General features: G+C 64.1%; 19 protein-coding genes. 13 read left to right on the top strand and 6 right to left on the bottom strand.

What is annotated here, in order from left to right:
* The first annotated feature begins 171 nt into the window (after positions 1-171).
* Complete coding sequence (locus tag QRN21_RS00210) at positions 172-1,026, top strand: helix-turn-helix transcriptional regulator (RefSeq protein WP_285362826.1); 855 nt, start codon at positions 172-174, stop codon at positions 1,024-1,026.
* An 89-nt stretch (positions 1,027-1,115) separates the two neighbouring features.
* Here QRN21_RS00210 and QRN21_RS00205 read toward each other — a convergent pair whose 3' ends face one another.
* The 3 genes from QRN21_RS00205 to QRN21_RS00195 are packed head-to-tail and all read right to left on the bottom strand — an operon-like array spanning position 1,116 to position 4,340.
* Entirely contained in the window at positions 1,116-2,231 is a 1,116-nt protein-coding gene (locus tag QRN21_RS00205) for a serine hydrolase domain-containing protein (RefSeq protein WP_285362825.1), read from the bottom strand.
* Positions 2,224-3,195 carry a sugar phosphate isomerase/epimerase family protein gene (locus QRN21_RS00200; RefSeq protein WP_285362824.1) on the bottom strand — a complete coding sequence of 324 codons (972 nt, stop codon included), beginning with the start codon at positions 3,193-3,195 and terminating at the stop codon, positions 2,224-2,226. Before QRN21_RS00200 ends, QRN21_RS00205 begins: the two co-directional genes overlap by 8 nt.
* On the bottom strand, positions 3,192-4,340 hold the full coding sequence (locus tag QRN21_RS00195; protein ID WP_285362823.1) for a Gfo/Idh/MocA family protein: 1,149 nt from the start codon (positions 4,338-4,340) through the stop codon (positions 3,192-3,194). The genes QRN21_RS00200 and QRN21_RS00195 overlap by 4 nt, the downstream gene beginning before the upstream one ends.
* A 132-nt stretch (positions 4,341-4,472) precedes the next feature.
* On the opposite strand from QRN21_RS00195, the gene QRN21_RS00190 reads away from it, so the two are divergent.
* The 7 genes from QRN21_RS00190 to QRN21_RS00160 all read left to right on the top strand — a co-directional run bounded on the left by QRN21_RS00190 (position 4,473) and on the right by QRN21_RS00160 (position 10,887).
* Complete coding sequence (locus tag QRN21_RS00190; protein ID WP_285363169.1) at positions 4,473-4,949, top strand: RbsD/FucU domain-containing protein; 477 nt, start codon at positions 4,473-4,475, stop codon at positions 4,947-4,949.
* 203 nt (positions 4,950-5,152) lie between these two features.
* Positions 5,153-5,893 carry an SMP-30/gluconolactonase/LRE family protein gene (locus tag QRN21_RS00185; RefSeq protein WP_285362822.1) on the top strand — a complete coding sequence of 247 codons (741 nt, stop codon included), beginning with the start codon at positions 5,153-5,155 and terminating at the stop codon, positions 5,891-5,893.
* Complete coding sequence (locus QRN21_RS00180) at positions 5,890-6,819, top strand: sugar phosphate isomerase/epimerase family protein (RefSeq protein ID WP_285362821.1); 930 nt, start codon at positions 5,890-5,892, stop codon at positions 6,817-6,819. Before QRN21_RS00185 ends, QRN21_RS00180 begins: the two co-directional genes overlap by 4 nt.
* Positions 6,820-6,921: 102 nt before the next feature.
* Complete coding sequence (locus QRN21_RS00175) at positions 6,922-7,821, top strand: carbohydrate ABC transporter permease (RefSeq protein WP_285362820.1); 900 nt, start codon at positions 6,922-6,924, stop codon at positions 7,819-7,821.
* Complete coding sequence (locus tag QRN21_RS00170; protein ID WP_285362819.1) at positions 7,811-8,635, top strand: carbohydrate ABC transporter permease; 825 nt, start codon at positions 7,811-7,813, stop codon at positions 8,633-8,635. The genes QRN21_RS00175 and QRN21_RS00170 overlap by 11 nt, the downstream gene beginning before the upstream one ends.
* Positions 8,636-8,698: 63 nt before the next feature.
* On the top strand, positions 8,699-9,997 hold the full coding sequence (locus tag QRN21_RS00165; RefSeq protein ID WP_285362818.1) for an ABC transporter substrate-binding protein: 1,299 nt from the start codon (positions 8,699-8,701) through the stop codon (positions 9,995-9,997).
* A 71-nt stretch (positions 9,998-10,068) separates the two neighbouring features.
* Positions 10,069-10,887, top strand: coding sequence for an SDR family NAD(P)-dependent oxidoreductase (locus QRN21_RS00160; RefSeq protein ID WP_350223939.1), 819 nt, complete (start codon positions 10,069-10,071; stop codon positions 10,885-10,887).
* Positions 10,888-10,912: 25 nt separating this feature from the next.
* Here the strand turns inward: QRN21_RS00160 and QRN21_RS00155 are convergent, their stop codons facing one another.
* On the bottom strand, positions 10,913-11,908 hold the full coding sequence (locus tag QRN21_RS00155) for a LacI family DNA-binding transcriptional regulator (protein ID WP_285363167.1): 996 nt from the start codon (positions 11,906-11,908) through the stop codon (positions 10,913-10,915).
* A 196-nt stretch (positions 11,909-12,104) separates the two neighbouring features.
* Here QRN21_RS00155 and QRN21_RS00150 point away from each other — a divergent pair, with 196 nt between their 5' ends.
* From QRN21_RS00150 to QRN21_RS00130, 5 genes are all read left to right on the top strand, one after another.
* Entirely contained in the window at positions 12,105-12,608 is a 504-nt protein-coding gene (locus QRN21_RS00150) for a flavin reductase (RefSeq protein ID WP_285362817.1), read from the top strand.
* 69 nt (positions 12,609-12,677) lie between these two features.
* The gene (locus QRN21_RS00145) at positions 12,678-13,838 is read left to right on the top strand and encodes an acyl-CoA dehydrogenase family protein (RefSeq protein ID WP_285362816.1); all 1,161 of its coding nucleotides are present in this window, start codon (positions 12,678-12,680) and stop codon (positions 13,836-13,838) included.
* A gap of 45 nt (positions 13,839-13,883) precedes the next feature.
* Entirely contained in the window at positions 13,884-14,237 is a 354-nt protein-coding gene (locus QRN21_RS00140) for a hypothetical protein (RefSeq protein ID WP_285362814.1), read from the top strand.
* Positions 14,234-14,974 carry an SDR family NAD(P)-dependent oxidoreductase gene (locus QRN21_RS00135; protein WP_285362812.1) on the top strand — a complete coding sequence of 247 codons (741 nt, stop codon included), beginning with the start codon at positions 14,234-14,236 and terminating at the stop codon, positions 14,972-14,974. The genes QRN21_RS00140 and QRN21_RS00135 overlap by 4 nt, the downstream gene beginning before the upstream one ends.
* Positions 14,964-15,518: a nuclear transport factor 2 family protein gene (locus QRN21_RS00130; RefSeq protein ID WP_285362811.1), complete on the top strand. Its 555-nt coding sequence runs from the start codon at positions 14,964-14,966 to the stop codon at positions 15,516-15,518. Before QRN21_RS00135 ends, QRN21_RS00130 begins: the two co-directional genes overlap by 11 nt.
* Positions 15,519-15,531: 13 nt before the next feature.
* Here QRN21_RS00130 and QRN21_RS00125 read toward each other — a convergent pair whose 3' ends face one another.
* Together QRN21_RS00125 and QRN21_RS00120 are read right to left on the bottom strand one after the other, a co-directional pair.
* The gene (locus tag QRN21_RS00125; RefSeq protein ID WP_285362810.1) at positions 15,532-16,779 is read right to left on the bottom strand and encodes an amidase family protein; all 1,248 of its coding nucleotides are present in this window, start codon (positions 16,777-16,779) and stop codon (positions 15,532-15,534) included.
* Positions 16,770-17,012, bottom strand: coding sequence for a hypothetical protein (locus QRN21_RS00120; protein WP_285362809.1), 243 nt, complete (start codon positions 17,010-17,012; stop codon positions 16,770-16,772). Before QRN21_RS00120 ends, QRN21_RS00125 begins: the two co-directional genes overlap by 10 nt.
* Positions 17,013-17,138 lie beyond the last annotated feature (126 nt).

Below are 17,138 nucleotides of genomic sequence, written 5' to 3'. Positions count from 1 at the left end.
CTGCGCACAAGCGCGTGGCGCGTCGGCGCAACAACGGTCGACGGTCGGCGTGCCCGGCGTCGAGCAAGGAACCGAAACTTAACGATCGGCAATGACTCTGAAACACGATGGTTACACGTGTCTTGACAAAATGAGTTACACGAGTAACGTCTACTCCAGACGAGGACGTCGATGAAGGGCGAGGCCATGCACCAGAAAGACAGCCTGCGAGTTCGGGCCGGCGAGAACGCGCATGTCATTGCGCGTGTGCACACCGAGGGTCTCTGGCCGCTGACCGGTCCTGACTCGACGCCTCAGGTGATGTTCGTCTTCGCGGACCGGGGCCAGATCGAGCTCGTCTCGGATTCGGGGCCGGTCCGGCTGAGCGAACGCGAGCTTCACGTGAGCAGGTCGGGACGTTGGGCTTCAGCGCTCGTGCCCAAGGGGTCCCGAATGATCGTGTTGCGGATGACCCGTGACTGCGCCGGAAGCGAGCTCAGCCGTATGGCGGGCAGCGATGTGTTGGTCCCCGCGGTGGGCGGTGCTATGCCCGGCCTGGTCGGTCACGTGCTGCGAGGTCTCGTGTCGGACGGTGCCGGGTCTGGCATCTCCGAGCGCGCCGCATCCCACATCTCGGGCTTGCTCGCGTTGACGATCGCCGAGCATTTCGTTCTCTCCGGCAGCCGGGCGGGCGTATCGCTCTTCGACGAGGCTCGCGCCTATATGGAACTCAATCTGGGCGACACCAGCCTCGGCCAAGATCGAGTCGCTGGCGCACTCAACGTATCCACCAGGACTCTTGCCCGCGCCTTCAGAGAGCACGGCACAACAGTCTCCGCCTGCATTCGCGAGGACCGACTGGATCGGTGTTATGCAGAGCTGATCGACGAGCGGATGCTCAGCCTCGCGGTGAGCCGCATTGGTGCCCGATGGGGCCTGCCTGATCCCTCACACTTCAGCCACATGTTCAAGGCTCGCTTCGGTCTGTCGCCCCGAGCACTGCGCGACCAGTTCTCCACGATGGAGCGCAGTAGAGTCACCGCGTGAACGGAGTCCGTAGCCGGTGAGACCAGGACATGAAAGCCGGATGAGGAGCCCTGGGATCGGATCGGGGCTCCTCGCCACGGAGACGGGCGTCAGATGTCGCTGTCGGCCGCGAGAATGATGCTTGGCAGAACGGCTGAGAGCATCGGGCTGTGTCCGGTGTAGGGCGGAAACGCGTTCGTGGTGAAACCCACCGCGAGGTCCCGATCCGGGTCGTAGAAGGCCGCGCATCCGCCAGCGCCCTCATGTCCCCATGCGTTCGCAGAGGTCATCGGGAAGCGTGGGAATGGGCGCTGAACGCCTGCGCCGAAGGCGCTAGGCACGCCGAGCGTCGCATCAGTGCCGTGAGACTCCAGGCTCACCATCTCCTCAAGCGACTTGTCCGAGATGATCTGCCCGCGGCCTGCGGACGCCAAGAGATCTGCCAGAGCTGGCGCGGTTCCCACGGCGTTCAGCCCGGGGATGGTCGCCGACAGGAACGGGATCGAGTTGAACACCGAGACGTCCGCGAGAAGGCTCTCGATGAGCGCATCCCGAGCGAAGGCCGGCGACTGATCCGCGGGGGTCCGGATATCACGCGGCGGTGAGAAGAGTATCGACTGGACGTCGTCGAACCCGGTGGCGGTCCCCGCGATGCTCAGCCGATCGCCCGCGACCGGGCTGACGAGAGAGTTGAACAGATCGCTGAACGCAGCGTCACCGACGTGTTCAAGGTATCCGCGGATCAGTGAGCCGAAAGTCACTGTGTGATAGCCGTGGCGGGTTCCCGGACGCCACCGGGGCGTCTGTGCGGCGGCGGCGAGCACGTCGTCGCCCTGCGCGAACGATGAAGCGGAGAAGGTCCCGTCGACGCCGTTGATCCCCGAACGGTGAGACAGAACGTGACGGAGAGTGACTTCACGGGCGCCAGGGTGATCCATGGACGACCACCGTTCGGACATCGGCTGGTCGAGATCGACTATCCCGGCATCCCTGGCTGCGAAAACCGACATGGCGGTGACGATCTTCGTGACGGAGAAAAGCACCTGGCGCCGTGAGGAGTCGTAGTCCCCGAGCACGAGATCCACCACCGGCTTGCCATGGTGGCGAACCGACAGCGCGGCGCCGCCATGAATCAGGCCGACGCCGGCGGCGCTCCGCCCCAGGACATCAGCGATCGGGGCGAATGAGCCTTCCGCGCTCCCACGCACCGTCAATGACTCACTCATGAATCGGGGCCAGAGTGCATCGGAAGTAGTCGATACCCGATCGGATGTCGCCGAGCGGATCGGGGGACAGGTCCACCTCCGCATGGGCCCAGCCCTGCCAGTCTGCCTCGCGCAGAATCTCCTGCCATGCGGGCCAGTCGACGATTCCGCTCCCGAGGACCCTGAAGTAGGTGAGCATCTCGGCGTGGCGATCGAAGAACGGCCCGGTCAGCGTGGCGCCGTCGAGCGGGGCGGCGCAGTCCTTCCAGTGCATGACCGGGGTGCGGGTGACGTGACGGCGGAGAATCTCCACCGGATCGCTCGAGTCCAGTGTGCAATGCCCGGCGTCGATGCACAGGCCGACGTGATCGGGTGAGGTGAGATCCATCATCCGCGAGACGTCATCCACTCGAGAGCACACGGAGTACGCATCGGTGTGCAGCGCGAGGGTCACACCGTACCGACCCACCGTCTCACCGAACGTGTCGACGAGTTCCGCGATGCGTCCGAAGACATCCGTCGGTACGTCCGCGGTGAATGAACCGTCTGAGAAAGGTGCGCGGGGCACGGTCCCGGAGACCATGGTGCGGCATCCGAGCGCCGAAAGCAGCTCCGCATGACGGATCAGCTCCGCCTTGGCGGCACCGATCGTGGACGGATCCTCCAGCGCATTCGCGATCAGCGCGCCACCGACGTGGTAACTCGACGCGAGCTGCAGCCCCCGGTCTGCGAGCGCTGCACGTAGACCGTCTGGGCCGCCGTACACCTCGATCGCAGTTTCCCAGCCGACAGGTGGGGGAGCGAGCTCGATGCCGTCGAGACCCGCCTCGACGCTCAGATCGAGCATGCCCTCGATATAGCGCTTCGGTTCGGCGGCAACCGCCGCCATGAGCTCCTCATACGAGGTGTTGGCAGGCAGGCCCCACAACTCCGCGTCGTAGAACGTGATCAGGTCGGTGCCGAGTCGGATGTTCGCCTCGGTCATGATGCGCTGACCTCTCCGACGTCCACCCATCCGCCGCGCTCTGCCGACAGCGTCACCGCTGCGACGATGGCCTGGGTGTGCGCGGCGACGGCGAAGTCCGGCGCGGTCGGAGTCCCTGCAGCGATCGCACCGAAGAAGTGGGCGAACTGCGCTGCGGAGGCGTCCAGATAGCCTTGAGCGAGACCGGCGACGGGATACCAGACATCGGGGTGAGCGCCACTCACGATGACGGACTTCATCCCCGACGCGTCAGGAGCATCGCTTTCCAGGCCCAACTGGAATTCACCGGGGCGGTTCCAGTCGAAGTCGACTGATCCTCGTTCACCGTCGATCTCGAAGGTGAGACGGTTCTTGCGCCCATACGAAACGAAGCTCACCGCGAACGTGCCCATCGCACCAGAAGCGAACTCGGCCACCCACACGCCGCTGTCGTCGAGGCGCTCGTCTTCGCGCACCTCATCGGCGTCGGCCCACGTTCGTCGAGCGTCGACGCGACGGGTCAGAGAGCGGGTCGACGCGCTCACTCGGACGATCGGCCCGCAGATGTACTCGGCGAGGTCAAGGACGTGGGAGCCGATGTCGCCGACTGCGCCCGAGCCGCCCGTCTTCTTCGAGCCGCGCCATCCGAACGAGTCGAAGAAGAACAACGGATCCTGGAGGTAGGTGCCGCGGAACTGCAGCACGTCACCGAGGTCGCCACGCTCCACGAGGGCCTTGATGTGCTGGACCGCCGAGATATGGCGGTAGTTGAAGCCCACCTGAGTCGAGACGCCGGCGGACGAGGCAGCGGCGGCGGCCATGCGCTGCGCTGACGCCAGGTCGTTGGCCAGCGGCTTCTCGCAGAACACGTGCTTTCCCGCGGCGAGCGCGGCGACAGCGATCTCTTCGTGTAGCGGGGGCGGCGTCACGATGTCAATCGCGTCGATGTCTGGATCCGCGATGACGGATCGCCAGTCGGTGGAACTCGAGTTCCATCCCAGCTTGGCCGCTGCCGCGGAGGCGACCTCATCCGTCGCGTCGACGAGCGTCTGCTTCGTCACGGTGAAGCCGGCGTCCGCGATCAGCGGAGCGAGCGAGAGGGCCATGCTGTGCGTGTGGCCCATGAAGCCACCTCCGCCGATGAGCGCAACCTTGAATTCTTTCACGGACTTCCCCTTCACGATCAATATCTTTCCTTCGGCCTAGCCTCGCCATAGCCCGACGGAACCTCTTGTGACCGGCGGACGTGTACTTGCGAGTCCGCGACGCGAGCTCTCGATGAGGCGCACGTGCACGCGATGATGCGAAGGTCACATCTTGAAGGAGACGTCATGCTTCGTGGGATAGATCCCCTGCTCCGCGGCGAACTGCTGCATCTGCTCGACGACATGGGGCACACCGATCGGCTGCTGCTGGCGGATGCGAACTTCCCCCTCATCCGCGCCACGTGTCCGGTCGTGCGCCTCGGTGAGGTCCGGATGAGTCGGACCCTGGACGCTGTTCTCTCGGTTTTTCCGCTCGATGAGCCTGTAGACGGTGCCGTCACCCGCATGGTCGATCCGGCGGATCCGGAGGCGCTGAGTCCGGCACTTCAGGACTGCCTGGGCGTGCTGCGTTGCCATGCCGGAGAAGGGACTCGCTTCCGCACGCCTCCGCGCGAAGTCTTCTATGAGGAGGCGATGCAGGCAGCAGCGATCATCCATGTGCTTGAACCGTTGCCGGCCAGCTGCCTCATCCTGACGAAGGGCGTGATCTACCCGCATGCGGCAGGGTGAAGCGAACACGCAAGGGCGTGTCTTCGTGGCGCAAGCGATACAGCTGGCCACGTGACACGATGACGCTGTTCGGTCAGCATGAAAGGAGCACATCCGTGCTTGCGATTAGTCAGGTGCGCGAGATCGCGCAAGGTCTCGACCATTCTGAAAGTGTCACGACAGGCCCTGACGGCACTCTGTTCGCTGGGGGTTGGCATGGCCAGGTGTACGCCATCGCCCCCGAAACAGGGGTCGTCGAGCAGATCGGTCAGGTCGATGGAGTGGTGCTCGGCCTCGCGGTCGATGCTGAGGGAACGGTGTACCTCTGCGACGTGATCAACCGTCTGGTCGTGCGGGTTCGCCGCGGTGAACCGAACGTGGTCTACTCGCGATCGGCTGGTGGAAGTGAGTACACGATTCCCAACTATGTCGCTTTCGACGATGACGGATGGCTGTGGCTGACGGACTCGGGTGAGGAAGACCCCGACAATCCCGGTGGTCGAATCGTTCGCATTCCGCCCGGGGGCGGCGACGCGGAGGTCATGTCGCCGGAGAACCTGCCCTTCCCCAACGGGCTGTGCATCGGCCCGAAGGGCCAGATCTACTACGTCGACAGCTTCGGCCACGGTGTGAGCGAGCTCATCGATGGGAAGGTGCGTCCGGTCGCCCGTCTGGAAGGTGTGACGCCCGACGGCATCGCGGCCGAAGCAGACGGCGGTCTTCTCGTCTCCTGCTACTACCCGTTCAAGATCCTCCGCGCCGATTCCGCGAGTGGAGACGTGACGACGCTCCTCGACGACACAGTGGGGACGACCTTGCGGATGCCGACGAACATCTCCCACTTCGGCCCTGGGCTCACGTCTCTGGCGATCACGAACTTCGCCGGCCACAAGCTCCTGGCCGTGGACCCGGGCGTGGCAGGCATGCCGCTGCGCTACCCGACAGTTAGAAGACCAGAGCAGTGAGCATCCGCATCGCAGTTTCCACCGGCGTGTTGACGGCGGCCGGACTGCCGGCGATCCTCGCCCCCGCCACGTTCGACCGCATGAAGCGCATGGGGTTCGACTGGATCGATCTTTCGGACATCTTCCTGGCGATGTCGGAGTTGAGTGAAGCGGACGTCGCACGAATGGGGGCACTTGTGCGTGACGCCGGCCTGCAGATCGCCGGAGCATCGGTTATCGGGTTGACGCCGGCATCGCGAGCCGCAGATGCGCAGGCGTTCAGGGAGCGGGTCTCGCGCGCGTTCGACAATGCTGCGTCCCTGGGCGTCTCGTTGGTCAGCGTCGGCTTGCATGGGGCACCTCCTGGGGGCATCGCCGGTGGTGCGCGACCGCCCTGGCTCACTCAGGGGTCCGCACCCGAGCATTCGGATGCAGCTCTGGAGGCCGCTGCCGGCGTTGTCGCCGAGGTGGCTGACGTTGCAGCGAGGCATGGTCAGTCCGTGCATCTGGAGATGGCGGAGAGCTCTGTGCTCGACACTGGCGCGAGTTGCGTGCGGGTACGCGACCTGGCCGGGCGCAGTAACGTCGGCATCAACCCGGATCTGGCGAACATGGTTCGGGCTCCCTGGCCGTTGCAGGAGAGCTGGAAGACGACCCTCCAGAACGTGGCGCCTCACGTCGAGTACTGGCATGTCAAGAATTGTCATCGCATCGAGCTGGAGAACGGACGTGCCGTCAGCACTCCTTCCGGTCTGGCCGAGGGAACCATCGACTACCGACTCGGCCTCGGCCTTCTCGCCGAAGCAGGTTTCGACGGCGTCATTGTCGTCGAGCACTACGGAGGCGACGTTCTGTGGTTCGCCGAGAACGCACGAACCCACCTTGAAGCCGTCCTCCGTGACCGTGAACAGCGGGATGCTGCGACGGTGTCGAATCCAGGCAAGTGAATGTCGCTGGAGCACAAGCCACGCGAACTCCGTGGTGACACGATTAAGCACCTGATCGAGCCTCGCGACAATGAGCCTCGTGACAACGAGAGGAGGAAGCATATGACCCAGCGAAAGTCTAGGAGCCGCCGGCATTATGGCAACGCGTGGGCGCTCCCGTTCCTCATCCCTGCCGGTGCTTTCGTCTTTGCGATCATCCTGATCCCGAGCGTCATGGGTATCGCGTACGCCTTCACCGATTGGAACGGTGGCCCGGACTGGGAGTGGGTCGGCTGGGCGAACTTCGAACGGATGCTCACAGACCAACTCGCTCGTGATGCCCTGTGGCATACGCTGGTGCTCACCGTCATCACGACGATCGTCATGAATGTCCTCGGAATCCTGTTCGCACTCGGACTGAACTCCAAGATCAAGGCGAAGACCTTGCTGCGTGTGATCTTCTTCGCACCGGTGGTGGTCACACCCGTGATCGTCGCGAACCTCTGGAAGTACATCTACCTCCCGGACGGCCCGCTCAACGAGTTTCTGCGTGCAGTCGGTCTCGACGGGTTGGCCACGTCGTGGCTGGGGAACAGCGACACCGCACTCGGCGCGATCGCAGTGATCGTCATCTGGCAGTTCACCGGCATCGCGATGGTGATCTACCTCGCCGGACTCCAGAACGTGCCTACGGAGCTACTGGAAGCGGCACAGCTCGATGGCGCGGGACCCGTTCAACGCTTCTGGTTCGTCATCCTTCCGCAGCTTCGTCCTGCCCTAGTGATCGTTTCGATGCTCACCATCATCGCCGGTCTGAAGATCTTCGACCAGGTCTGGGTGACCACCCAGGGCGGCCCGGGCTCATCGACGGCGACGCTGTCGACCGCTCAGTACCAGGTGACCTTCCTTATCGGGAACTTCGCATACGGTGCGGCCTTTGCAGTCGCGCTCTCGGTGCTCGCAGTCGTCGCCGCTCTGCTTCAGCAGGCAGTAGCAAGAAGAGGAGCAAGCGATGCGTCGTAGGCACACATGGCGCGAGGGAGTCGTCGAGGGCGCGCTGGGTCTCATCGCCCTCGTGATTCTCTTCCCCGTCTACATCATGGTGATGGGTGCCATCAGGCCGGCTGGCGATTTCGACAATCGGCTGCTCCCACCGCAGAGCCCCACTCTTGAGAATTTCGTAATCGCCTGGAATGAGGCCGGTCTCCCCGGGGCGATGATCGCGAGCTTCTTGATCACTGCGTCATCGATCACGCTCGTCGTCTTTCTGACTTCAGCAGCGGCGTACCCACTCGCTCGTATCACCGCCACCTGGTCCAAGCTCGTCTATTACGCCTTCATGGTGGGATTCCTGCTTCCGTTCCAGCTTGCGCTCATTCCGCTGTACGTCACGTTCCGCGACCTGGGCCTGCTCGGCAATCCGATCTCGCTGGTGCTGCTCTACGCCGGACTCCAAGCGCCGTTCTCTCTCTTCCTGTACACGGAGTTCATCCGAAGCGTGCCGGTGGAATATGACGAAGCCGCGCAACTCGACGGTGCACATCGCGGACAGATATTCATGAAGGTGGTGCTGCCGATGGTGAAACCCATCACCGGAACGGTCGTTGTCCTCAACGCCGTCAACATCTGGAATGACTTCTATGCTCCGTTGCTGTACCTAAGCGGTTCTGACGTGAAGACGCTCCCGCTGGCGATCTACCAGTTCACCGGAGAGTTCGGGTCCCGTTGGGAACTGATCTTCTCCGGGATGATCATCGCCGCCATCCCTGTTCTCGCCGCCTTCCTGGTCATGCAGAAGGCCGTTTTCCGAGGGTATGCGTCGGGCCTCAAAGGCTGACAGCACCACCAATCGTCCCTACGCCGTCCTGTCAGGGCGACCCATCGAATATAAGGAGTCATAATGCACAGCAATGCAAGGAAGCGAGCTCTGCCGGCAGCCGCCGTGATCGTCACAGCGGCTCTGATGACCGCCGGGTGTGCTGGCGGCACGGGCGGAGGCGACGCAGGCGCTGACGCCCCGCAGGAACTCACCATCATGTGGGAATCTGGTGGCAAGGAGGCTCTCGACCTCGTCATCAAGGAGTTCAAGGCAGTCAATCCCGACGTCAAGGTCACCGTGGAGTACCTTGACGGACAGGTGATCAAGACCCAGGTTCCCACACGGCTCGCCGCGGGCACCGCGCCGGACCTGTTCCGCACCGAAGCTGGGTCGGGAACGACGACGGCCACACAGATCCTGGCTGCTCGCGGGTATCTGGCGCCCATCGAGATCGAAGGGCTGGAACTGCCCGAGTCGATCACCGCGACGATGACCTATGAGAACGAGCTCTACGGCTTCGCGCCCGTGCTGCAGTCGCTCGGCCAGGTCTTCAACGACGAGGCGCTCACCGCATCGGGTCTGTCCGTGCCTGAGACGTGGGACGACGTTCTGACATTCTGCGCGGACGCGCGTGCTCTGGGTACGTATGCCTACGCCCAGGGTCCAGTGTCGCTGCATGAGAACCAGACCACGCCGTACGCCCTGTCCGGAGAGCTGGTGTTCGAACCCGATCCCGATTTCGACGCGCAGATGGCAGACGGCAAAGTCCGCTTCCCCGACTCCAACTGGGTGAAGGTCTTGGACCGCACCCTGGAGATGGTGGACGGGGAGTGCTTCCCCGACGGCTTCGAGGGCAACGACATGACAGCCGTGCTCGACTCACTCGCGACGGGTAAGGGTCTCGGCATGGTCGGTTACTCGTCCTACCTGCCTTACGCCAGCGGATCGGGTGCGACATTCTCGATCTACCCGCTTCCCGCATCAGACGACCCGGAAGACAGCCGACTCCTCGTTGCGCCCGCGCAGCCTTTCGCGATCAATGCGAAGGCTAAGAATGTCGAGCTCGCTCAGGAGTTTCTGTCGTTCCTTGCTCAGCCCGAGATGACCCAGCTGTATGCGGACACCCTCGCGCCGACGGGTGGTCTTCTTCCCGCCAGTTACCTCACACAGGACCCGTCGCAGACGCAAGTGAACGACATGATGCTGAAGTACCTCGACGAGGAGAGGACATTCCAGTTCCCGGACGCGACGTGGCCGAACCCCGAGGTTCAGCTCGCACTGCAGTCCGGCATGCAGGAAGCGATCCAGGGCAAGCGCTCCGTCGAGGATGTGCTGAACGCCATGCAGCAGGCGTACGACCAGGGTGGACCCGCAGACTGACGCCCCCCTTTCGATAGCTGGGGCGCGGATCGACACCTCCGATCCGCGCCCCTCACCACGAGGAAGAATCGATGACTATGCAATTGCTTACGGGAAAGACAGCCGTTGTGACGGGCGCGGCGGGTGGGATTGGTTCCGTCGTCGCCAAGACCTTCGCCGCGAACGGTGCGTCAGTGGTACTCACTGATCGCTCAGGCGCGAATCTGCAGGCAGTGCAGGACGAGATCCGTGCCGCAGGAGGGAGCGCGACCTCGATCGAGATCGATGTCACTGACTGGGATGCGGTTGAAACTGCTGCCGCACGGATCCGCTCAGAGATCGGGCCGATCCACGTCTTGGCGAACGTCGCCGGTGGGTCTACCGGGTCAGGAGGGAGCCAACCGATCGAGCTGCTTGAGGCCTCGGAGTGGGACAGATCACTGGGTCTCAATCTCTCGTCGAGCTTCTACATGAGCAAAGCTCTCCACCCGCTGATCCGCGACGCCGGCGGCGGAGCGATCGTGAACGTCGCGTCGCTGGCCGCCATCCGGATGTCAACGCACGGCGGCGTCGCCTACACGGCGGCCAAGAGCGGCGTCCTCGGCCTCACTCGTCACTCGGCCTTCGAGTTCGCGCGCGACGAGGTCCGAGTCAATGCAGTTCTCCCTGGCATCGTCGATGGTCCGGCCATGCGCATAGCGAATCCGGATGCCACCCGACAGGCGGAAGCATCCATCCCGCTGGGAAGGATGACCACCCAGCAGGAGATAGCCAACGCGATGCTCTTCCTCTCGTCCGACCTCGCTTCGGGGATCACGGGGGAGTATCTGCTCGTGGACGGTGGCATGCAGATCGGCAGCCCCACAAGCTCAGCGGTCTATTTCGAGGCTCGCGCTAAGCGGGACCTCTGACTCGCATCCGAGGCGCGCCTGCATATCACGCGGAGCGCCTCGGAACGACTTGCATGACATCCCCCGTGAAGGGGATTTCGACGCGGTCACCCAGCTTTCGCAACACACGGTCTGCGACCAGCCGCCCCACTTCGCTGGGATCCGCCGCTACCGTCGTGATCCCCAGTTGTGACAGCGGGGAGTTGTCGACGCCGATGAGTGACAGATCCTTGCCATCCGTGAGCCCTAGCTCGTGCATGGCGAGCATCACTCGAATGGCGATGTCATCGTTGTAGCACGCGATGGCGGTCACGTCGTCTGCCAGCCAGCGGTGGATAAGCGCCGTGGTGGATGCGACATCGTCTGACACGGTGGCGCCATCGACGTGCGCCAGACCTGCCGATGCGCATGCTGACGCGACACCGGCTGCCCGCTGAGCTGCGATCGGATGCAGAAGCACGGAGGCCGTCGATGCGAAAGCGATGCGGGTGTGACCACGTTCGATCAGATACTCTCCCTGAAGTCGGCCGATGGCCACGTGGTCGATGATGTCGGCGTCACTGACGATGCTCGAGTTCACCACATCCCCCAGATCACGGATCGTCTCCGCGTCGAACGCGCCTCCGAGGACGGCGACCACTGCCGGATGGAGGTGCTGGGACAGCTCTTGCAGCGCCTGCACTGCATCCGGTGCAGCGGGCATGGGGAACAGCAGAAGCGCGTAGCCGGCATCCGCGACGTGGCGGCTCATGTGCTCCAGCATCTCGTCGAAGATCGTTCCGACAGTGAAGCCGGGCACGAGCCCGAGAACGACGGTGCTGCGCCCCTTACGCAACGCGCGGGCTGACGCATCGGGAACATGGCCGAGCTCCGCGGCTTTCGCGAGCACGCGCTGGCGCGTCTGCTCGCTTATCGCTTTATCGGTCCTGTTGTTGAGGACGTAGCTCACTGTCGCCCGGGACACACCGATCGCGCGGGCCACGTCGGCTGACGTCGCCCGTCGTGATCCGCCGGATCCGGCGATAGGGACGGCGGGTGTCATTCGGCTCTCCTCCAGAGGTCGGATACTGGTCGATCTCGTTGTTCGCGATACTTGAGCCCACCCTAAGGGAGGTACGCGTGACGATGAAGAACGGTGCGATGTCGTCAGGATCTGTCCGCGGACTAAGGATTTTCCCACCATGCTCGCGGGTAAGTAACGATGTCTCCGAGGCCCTTGTCTCGCATACCTTCGAGCCATGGTCAGCGAACTCACTCCCGCACAACATAGCTTCCGCGCGGCGATGGCCAGCCTTTCGGCCGCCGTCAACATCGTAACGACGAATGGTCCTCGAGGGGAGGCGGGTGTGACAGTGAGCGCCGTGAGCTCCGTCACAGATTCGCCACCGACGCTGCTGGTCTGTGTCAATCGGTCCAGCTACACGCACGACGTCTTTCAGCACAATCGTCACGTCGCCATCAACGTGCTCGCTTCCGATCAGGAGGAGATCGCGTGGCATTTTGCGGGACGCACCGGTCTCTCGTTCGAGGAGAGGTTCGCCCTGCCCATATGGGACCGCGATCACAACGGTGTTCCACTTCTTAAGGAGGCCGCAGCGCGGGTCTCCGGCACGATCGTCGACGAGACGAGCCGGGGCTCGCACTCGGTGTTCTTCGTCGAGGTCGATGCGGCCGAATCCCGTGACGACCGCGGCGGCCTGGCCTACTTCCAGCGCAACTTCCATGCCCTCAGCGTTGCCTGATCGGCGCGTACGCCTCATCTCTGCTGACCGTCGTCGACGGCTGCATCCCACCACGGAACCGGAGTGAACATGACGATCCACGCAGACGCCCTGCGGATGACACAGGCCGATCGATTGGCCGCGCTCGAGCCCGTGCTCGAACAGCTGCGCGAGCGTCGGGAGGAGTTCCAGACCCAGCGTTATGTCTCGCGCGACTTCATCGACGCTCTGAAGCCTGCTGGCGTCTATCGCGCGTCCACGCCGGCCCGATTCGGAGGAGACCCGCTGCATCCGGCCGATTTCCTCGACATCGTCGAGCGCATCTCACGGGTCGATGGTTCGACGGGATGGGTTGCGAGTTTCGGCTCTGCGCTCGTTTACCTTGCTGCCCTGCCGTTGGAGACACAGGCCGAGCTCTACGCGGAGGGTCCCGACGTGGTGTTCGCGGGCGGCCTCTTCCCCGTCCAGCCCGCGGCGCCCACCGACAATGGGTTCCTCGTCAACGGCCGCTGGAAGTTCGCATCGGGCTGCATGGGCGCAGACATCCTCGGCGTGGGCCTGCCCGGGGATGCCGCGAGTGACAACAAGCCCCGTACCGCGCTTCTTCGTCCCGAGTCGGCGGAGATCATTCAGGAGTGGGATGTATCCGGGATGCGGGGGACCGGCTCCTTCGACATCGTCGTGCGCGACGTCGAGGTCCTGCGTGAGTGGACGTTCATCCGCGGCGGTGCGTCGACCGTGGATGAACCGCTCTACCGGTACCCGGCGATCGCCTACGCCGCGCAGGTGCTCGCCATCGTCGGTGCGGGCGTCGCACGCGCCGCGCTCGATTTCGCAGAAAGTCAAGGGTCAGGCGCGACAGGAGTGACCGGGGCGCCGAAGCTGGGCGATCGCGCGTACTTCCGCACGGGGTTCGCCGGTGCCACGGCAGCCCTGGAGTCTGCTCGATCGTGGTTCTACGACGTAACGAAGGGTGCCTGGGAGACCGTGCTCGCGGGCGACCCCGTGAGCGATGCGCAGAACGCCCGTCTCCGCCTCGCTTCGAGCAATCTCGCGAGTGTGTCGGCGAAGGTAGTGAACGACGTGTCGCACATCACAGGAACGGGGTCCATCTACACCCGCCACCCGTTGCACAGGCTCGGCGCCGACGCCTTCGTGCCGCAGCAGCACGCGTTCCTTGGGCCGTCGATGCTGGATGCGGCCGGATCGGTCCTTCTCGGATCGGCTCCGACCGTTCCCGGATTCCGTTGAGCCGTGACCGACAGAGAGAGAACAATGACTGCATCAACACTTCGAGTGCTCTTCGCGCTCGGGATCAACCAGAATTTCTTCGATCTGCCCTCCGATCGTACCGGCGAAGTGTGGGTGGCCTTCTCCGGTTTCCTCACAGAGATGCGTGAGATGCCGGGCGTCGAGGTGCTCGGCGACATGGATGACGACGCGCACCAGGTCGGCCCTTCCGAAGGATGGCCGTGGACGGCCTTTGTTCTGGCCGATGTCGCCGATCAGCCGATGGTGAGAGCTGTCTGCAATCTGCTGAGGACGACCGACGTCGGTGATGGCACCTACAAACTGTGGAAGTACGCCAAGATCGAGGCGCGCATGGGGCGACCCCTCACCGTGCGCGAGGATGTGAAGCTTCCCGCATGAGCGACGTCGTCGTCATCACTGGAGCTGCCGGCGGCGTCGGAAAGGCCATCGCGCGTGAACTGCACGCGTCCGGCTACGACGTCGTCATAGCCGACCTCGATGAAGTTGCTGCGCAGACTGTCGCTACGGATCTCGCGGTCACTGGGGCTCGGGCTATCGGAGTGCACGTAGACGTGGCGGATCGTGCATCCGTCGCCTGGGTGCTCGCCAAGGCCGTCGACGAGTTCGGTCATCTCGAAGCTCTCGTCAACTGCGCAGCCATCACCCAGGCGCGACCACTGATGGAGATCACCTCCGCCGAGTTCGATCGGGTTATGCAGATCAACGCCGGCGGCACGTTCTCAGCGACTCAGATGTTCGGTGCGTACTTCGCGGATCACGGGTACGGGCGGATCGTCAACATCGCTTCTCTGGCGGGCCAGAACGGGGGTACGGCGACCGGTGGACACTATGCCGCATCCAAGGGCGCGATGATCGCGATCACGAAGGTGTTCGCACGTGAACTCGCCGTACGGAACGTGACAGTCAATGCGATTGCACCAGGGCCTCATGCCACCGCTTCCGTCATGGACCTCGTCGGAGCAGAGCGGTTCGATGAGTTCGTCTCGCGCATTCCTGTCGGCCAGGTCGGGGACCCCGCGTTTATCGGACGGATCGTCGCGTTGCTCGTGGATAGGGGCGCGGGTTTCGTCACCGGCGCGACCTGGGACGTGAACGGTGGACTCTATGTGCGATGAGAATACCGACGCCAGACTGGCCGCCCGCGTTGCAGCACTAGAGGCTCAGGTGGAGATTCGCGGCCTGCAGGCGCGGTATGCCGCACTATGCGATTCCCCCTGCCCTATTCCGGGAATCGACTCGCTTGATGCCCGCCTCGCAGCGATCCTCGATCTCTACGCCCCCGATGCGATCTGGGAGGGAGTCGGCGGTGCGTATAGCGGGCAGTTCGGACGAGTCGAGGGTCATGCTGGCATCGAGGGACATTTCCGTAGATTCTGGGAGCATGACCAGGTCGGGCTCGTTCTGAACGTTCACTATCTCACCTCGGAGCAGATCCACGTCGACGGCGATGTCGCGACGGGGCAGTGGCTGCACGTTCAGCCCTGGGTCTTCGATGACGGACGCGGACAGGTGCGTTCCAGTCGTCTGTACAACGGCTTCCGGTATGTGAACGGCCGGTGGGTCATCACCCGGACTCGGACGGAGAACGTCTTCATCGTCGATCTGGCGCCTGATGCATTCCGTTCGTTCGTCACCGAGACCGCACTCATCCCTGGGTGAGCGCGGTCCGCCGTCATCTTGCAGTCGCTTCCCGCAGTACCTGTTCGACCCAGCACGCTGTCGCGAGAAGTGCGGATTCATCGTTTCGAGCCCCGACCAGCTGGAGACCAAGGGGCAACCCGGTGGAGTCGAGCATTCCGGGGACGACCACTACCGGCAATCCGAGACCCTGCCACGCTCGACTGAGCACAGGGTCGCCGGTGGCGCCGAGACCGCTCGGTGCCGGGCCGAGCGCGGCAGGAGCGAGAATCGCGTCGAACTCGGCGAGAGTTTCGGCGATCACATCGCCGGCGTCGGCGAGCCTCCCGCGAGCCGTGTCGTAGTCAGCTTTGGCGATCGCAGCGCCAGTCGTGAGGAGGGCGGCAAGCGGCGGGCTCAGTCGTTCTATGCGAGGCAGCAACTCCGAGCGCTCCCTGGCCGCCTCGAAGCCCATGACGATCGGGTGGGCGCGAGTCGCGGATGCTGGTGCATGCGGATCGAGTTCGTGGATGTCTGCACCAGCCGATGCCAGAGCCCGGCGAGTGCGCGCAACGGCTGAGACCATCGACGCCTCCACCGATGCGATTCCAGATGGGTCCCAGACCGCGATGCGGGGCGCTCGTCGAAGCATCCCGGTCGTCGAGGAGACCAGCGCGTCGTATGCAGCGGCGACATCATCGACCGTTGCCGCGAACACGCCGTGGGTGTCGAGAGAGTCGCTCAGTCCCGCCACGCCGCTCATCGGGAAGCTGTCGCGGGTGAGCACCAGGGCGGCCACCCCGCAGAATGACGCAGGACGCGTCACGGAGCCCGCCGTCTGGGTGCCGATCGCAAAGGGGACATGGCCCGCGGCGACTGCGGCGGCTGAGCCGCTGGAGGATCCGCCAGGCGTATGGTCGGGGGCGCGGGGATTCCGCGTGGCGCCCGGTCCGAAGTATGCGTACTCGGTGGTCACCGTCTTGCCGATCGGCTCTGCGCCCAGCGCTTTCCATACCTGCACGATCGCGGCATCCTCGGCGGCCGGTGGTGCGTCCCGGTTGAGGACGCTCCCGCATCGGGTGGGGGCCCCAGCGAGGTCGATGATGTCTTTGACCCCGAACGGTACTCCAGCGAGCGGGCCTGGGGTGTGCGGCGTGGGGAGTGTGGTGGGTCTCCACTCCCACGCCGAGATATCGGCATCTGTGGCATCGATCCGGCTCGCGGCCTTCTCGACCGCGTTCGCTGGCGAACACTCTGCGAGCAGATCGCGCAGCGACCAGGGGGATGCGACCTCTACGCCCATTCGGCGTCGGCCTCCCAATAGTCCATACCGGCTTCGCTCACGTGGTGTCGCCAATCTGAGACTCGGAGCAGAGTCGGTTCGACCTTCGTGGTCACCAGGTCGGCGGGCAGTGGGCCGTCGTGTTCAACGCTCCAATGCACCCAATTGGTCTCCTGACCGCTGCCGTCGAAGGTGAAGAGGTCGACGTGTTTCCAGCCGTAGCCGAACGTGTCGTTGTAGCAGGTAAGCATCATGCGCCGGTCCGTGGGACCGGTTCGGCTTTTGACACCGACCCGGGGCGGCTGGCTCTGTTCTGCTCTCGACACGGTGACCTCCTCGCGCGTGCCGCAACCCGGGGAATGCCGGGAGCGGCTACTTCG

This window comes from Microbacterium sp. LMC-P-041 (genome assembly GCF_030209555.1).
In the GTDB taxonomy this organism is placed as follows: Bacteria; Actinomycetota; Actinomycetes; order Actinomycetales; family Microbacteriaceae; genus Microbacterium.
This window is presented reverse-complemented; position numbering and strand designations above follow the sequence as displayed.

Coding starts and splice junctions, on each gene's coding strand:
- QRN21_RS00210 (WP_285362826.1), top strand. CDS start 172: ATGAAGGGCGAGGCCATGCACCAGAAAGACAGCCTGCGAGTTCGGGCC.
- QRN21_RS00205 (WP_285362825.1), bottom strand. CDS start 2,231: ATGAGTGAGTCATTGACGGTGCGTGGGAGCGCGGAAGGCTCATTCGCC.
- QRN21_RS00200 (WP_285362824.1), bottom strand. CDS start 3,195: ATGACCGAGGCGAACATCCGACTCGGCACCGACCTGATCACGTTCTAC.
- QRN21_RS00190 (WP_285363169.1), top strand. CDS start 4,473: ATGATGCGAAGGTCACATCTTGAAGGAGACGTCATGCTTCGTGGGATA.
- QRN21_RS00175 (WP_285362820.1), top strand. CDS start 6,922: ATGACCCAGCGAAAGTCTAGGAGCCGCCGGCATTATGGCAACGCGTGG.
- QRN21_RS00170 (WP_285362819.1), top strand. CDS start 7,811: ATGCGTCGTAGGCACACATGGCGCGAGGGAGTCGTCGAGGGCGCGCTG.
- QRN21_RS00165 (WP_285362818.1), top strand. CDS start 8,699: ATGCACAGCAATGCAAGGAAGCGAGCTCTGCCGGCAGCCGCCGTGATC.
- QRN21_RS00160 (WP_350223939.1), top strand. CDS start 10,069: ATGACTATGCAATTGCTTACGGGAAAGACAGCCGTTGTGACGGGCGCG.
- QRN21_RS00155 (WP_285363167.1), bottom strand. CDS start 11,908: ATGACACCCGCCGTCCCTATCGCCGGATCCGGCGGATCACGACGGGCG.
- QRN21_RS00150 (WP_285362817.1), top strand. CDS start 12,105: ATGGTCAGCGAACTCACTCCCGCACAACATAGCTTCCGCGCGGCGATG.
- QRN21_RS00145 (WP_285362816.1), top strand. CDS start 12,678: ATGACGATCCACGCAGACGCCCTGCGGATGACACAGGCCGATCGATTG.
- QRN21_RS00135 (WP_285362812.1), top strand. CDS start 14,234: ATGAGCGACGTCGTCGTCATCACTGGAGCTGCCGGCGGCGTCGGAAAG.
- QRN21_RS00130 (WP_285362811.1), top strand. CDS start 14,964: ATGTGCGATGAGAATACCGACGCCAGACTGGCCGCCCGCGTTGCAGCA.
- QRN21_RS00125 (WP_285362810.1), bottom strand. CDS start 16,779: ATGGGCGTAGAGGTCGCATCCCCCTGGTCGCTGCGCGATCTGCTCGCA.
- QRN21_RS00120 (WP_285362809.1), bottom strand. CDS start 17,012: ATGATGCTTACCTGCTACAACGACACGTTCGGCTACGGCTGGAAACAC.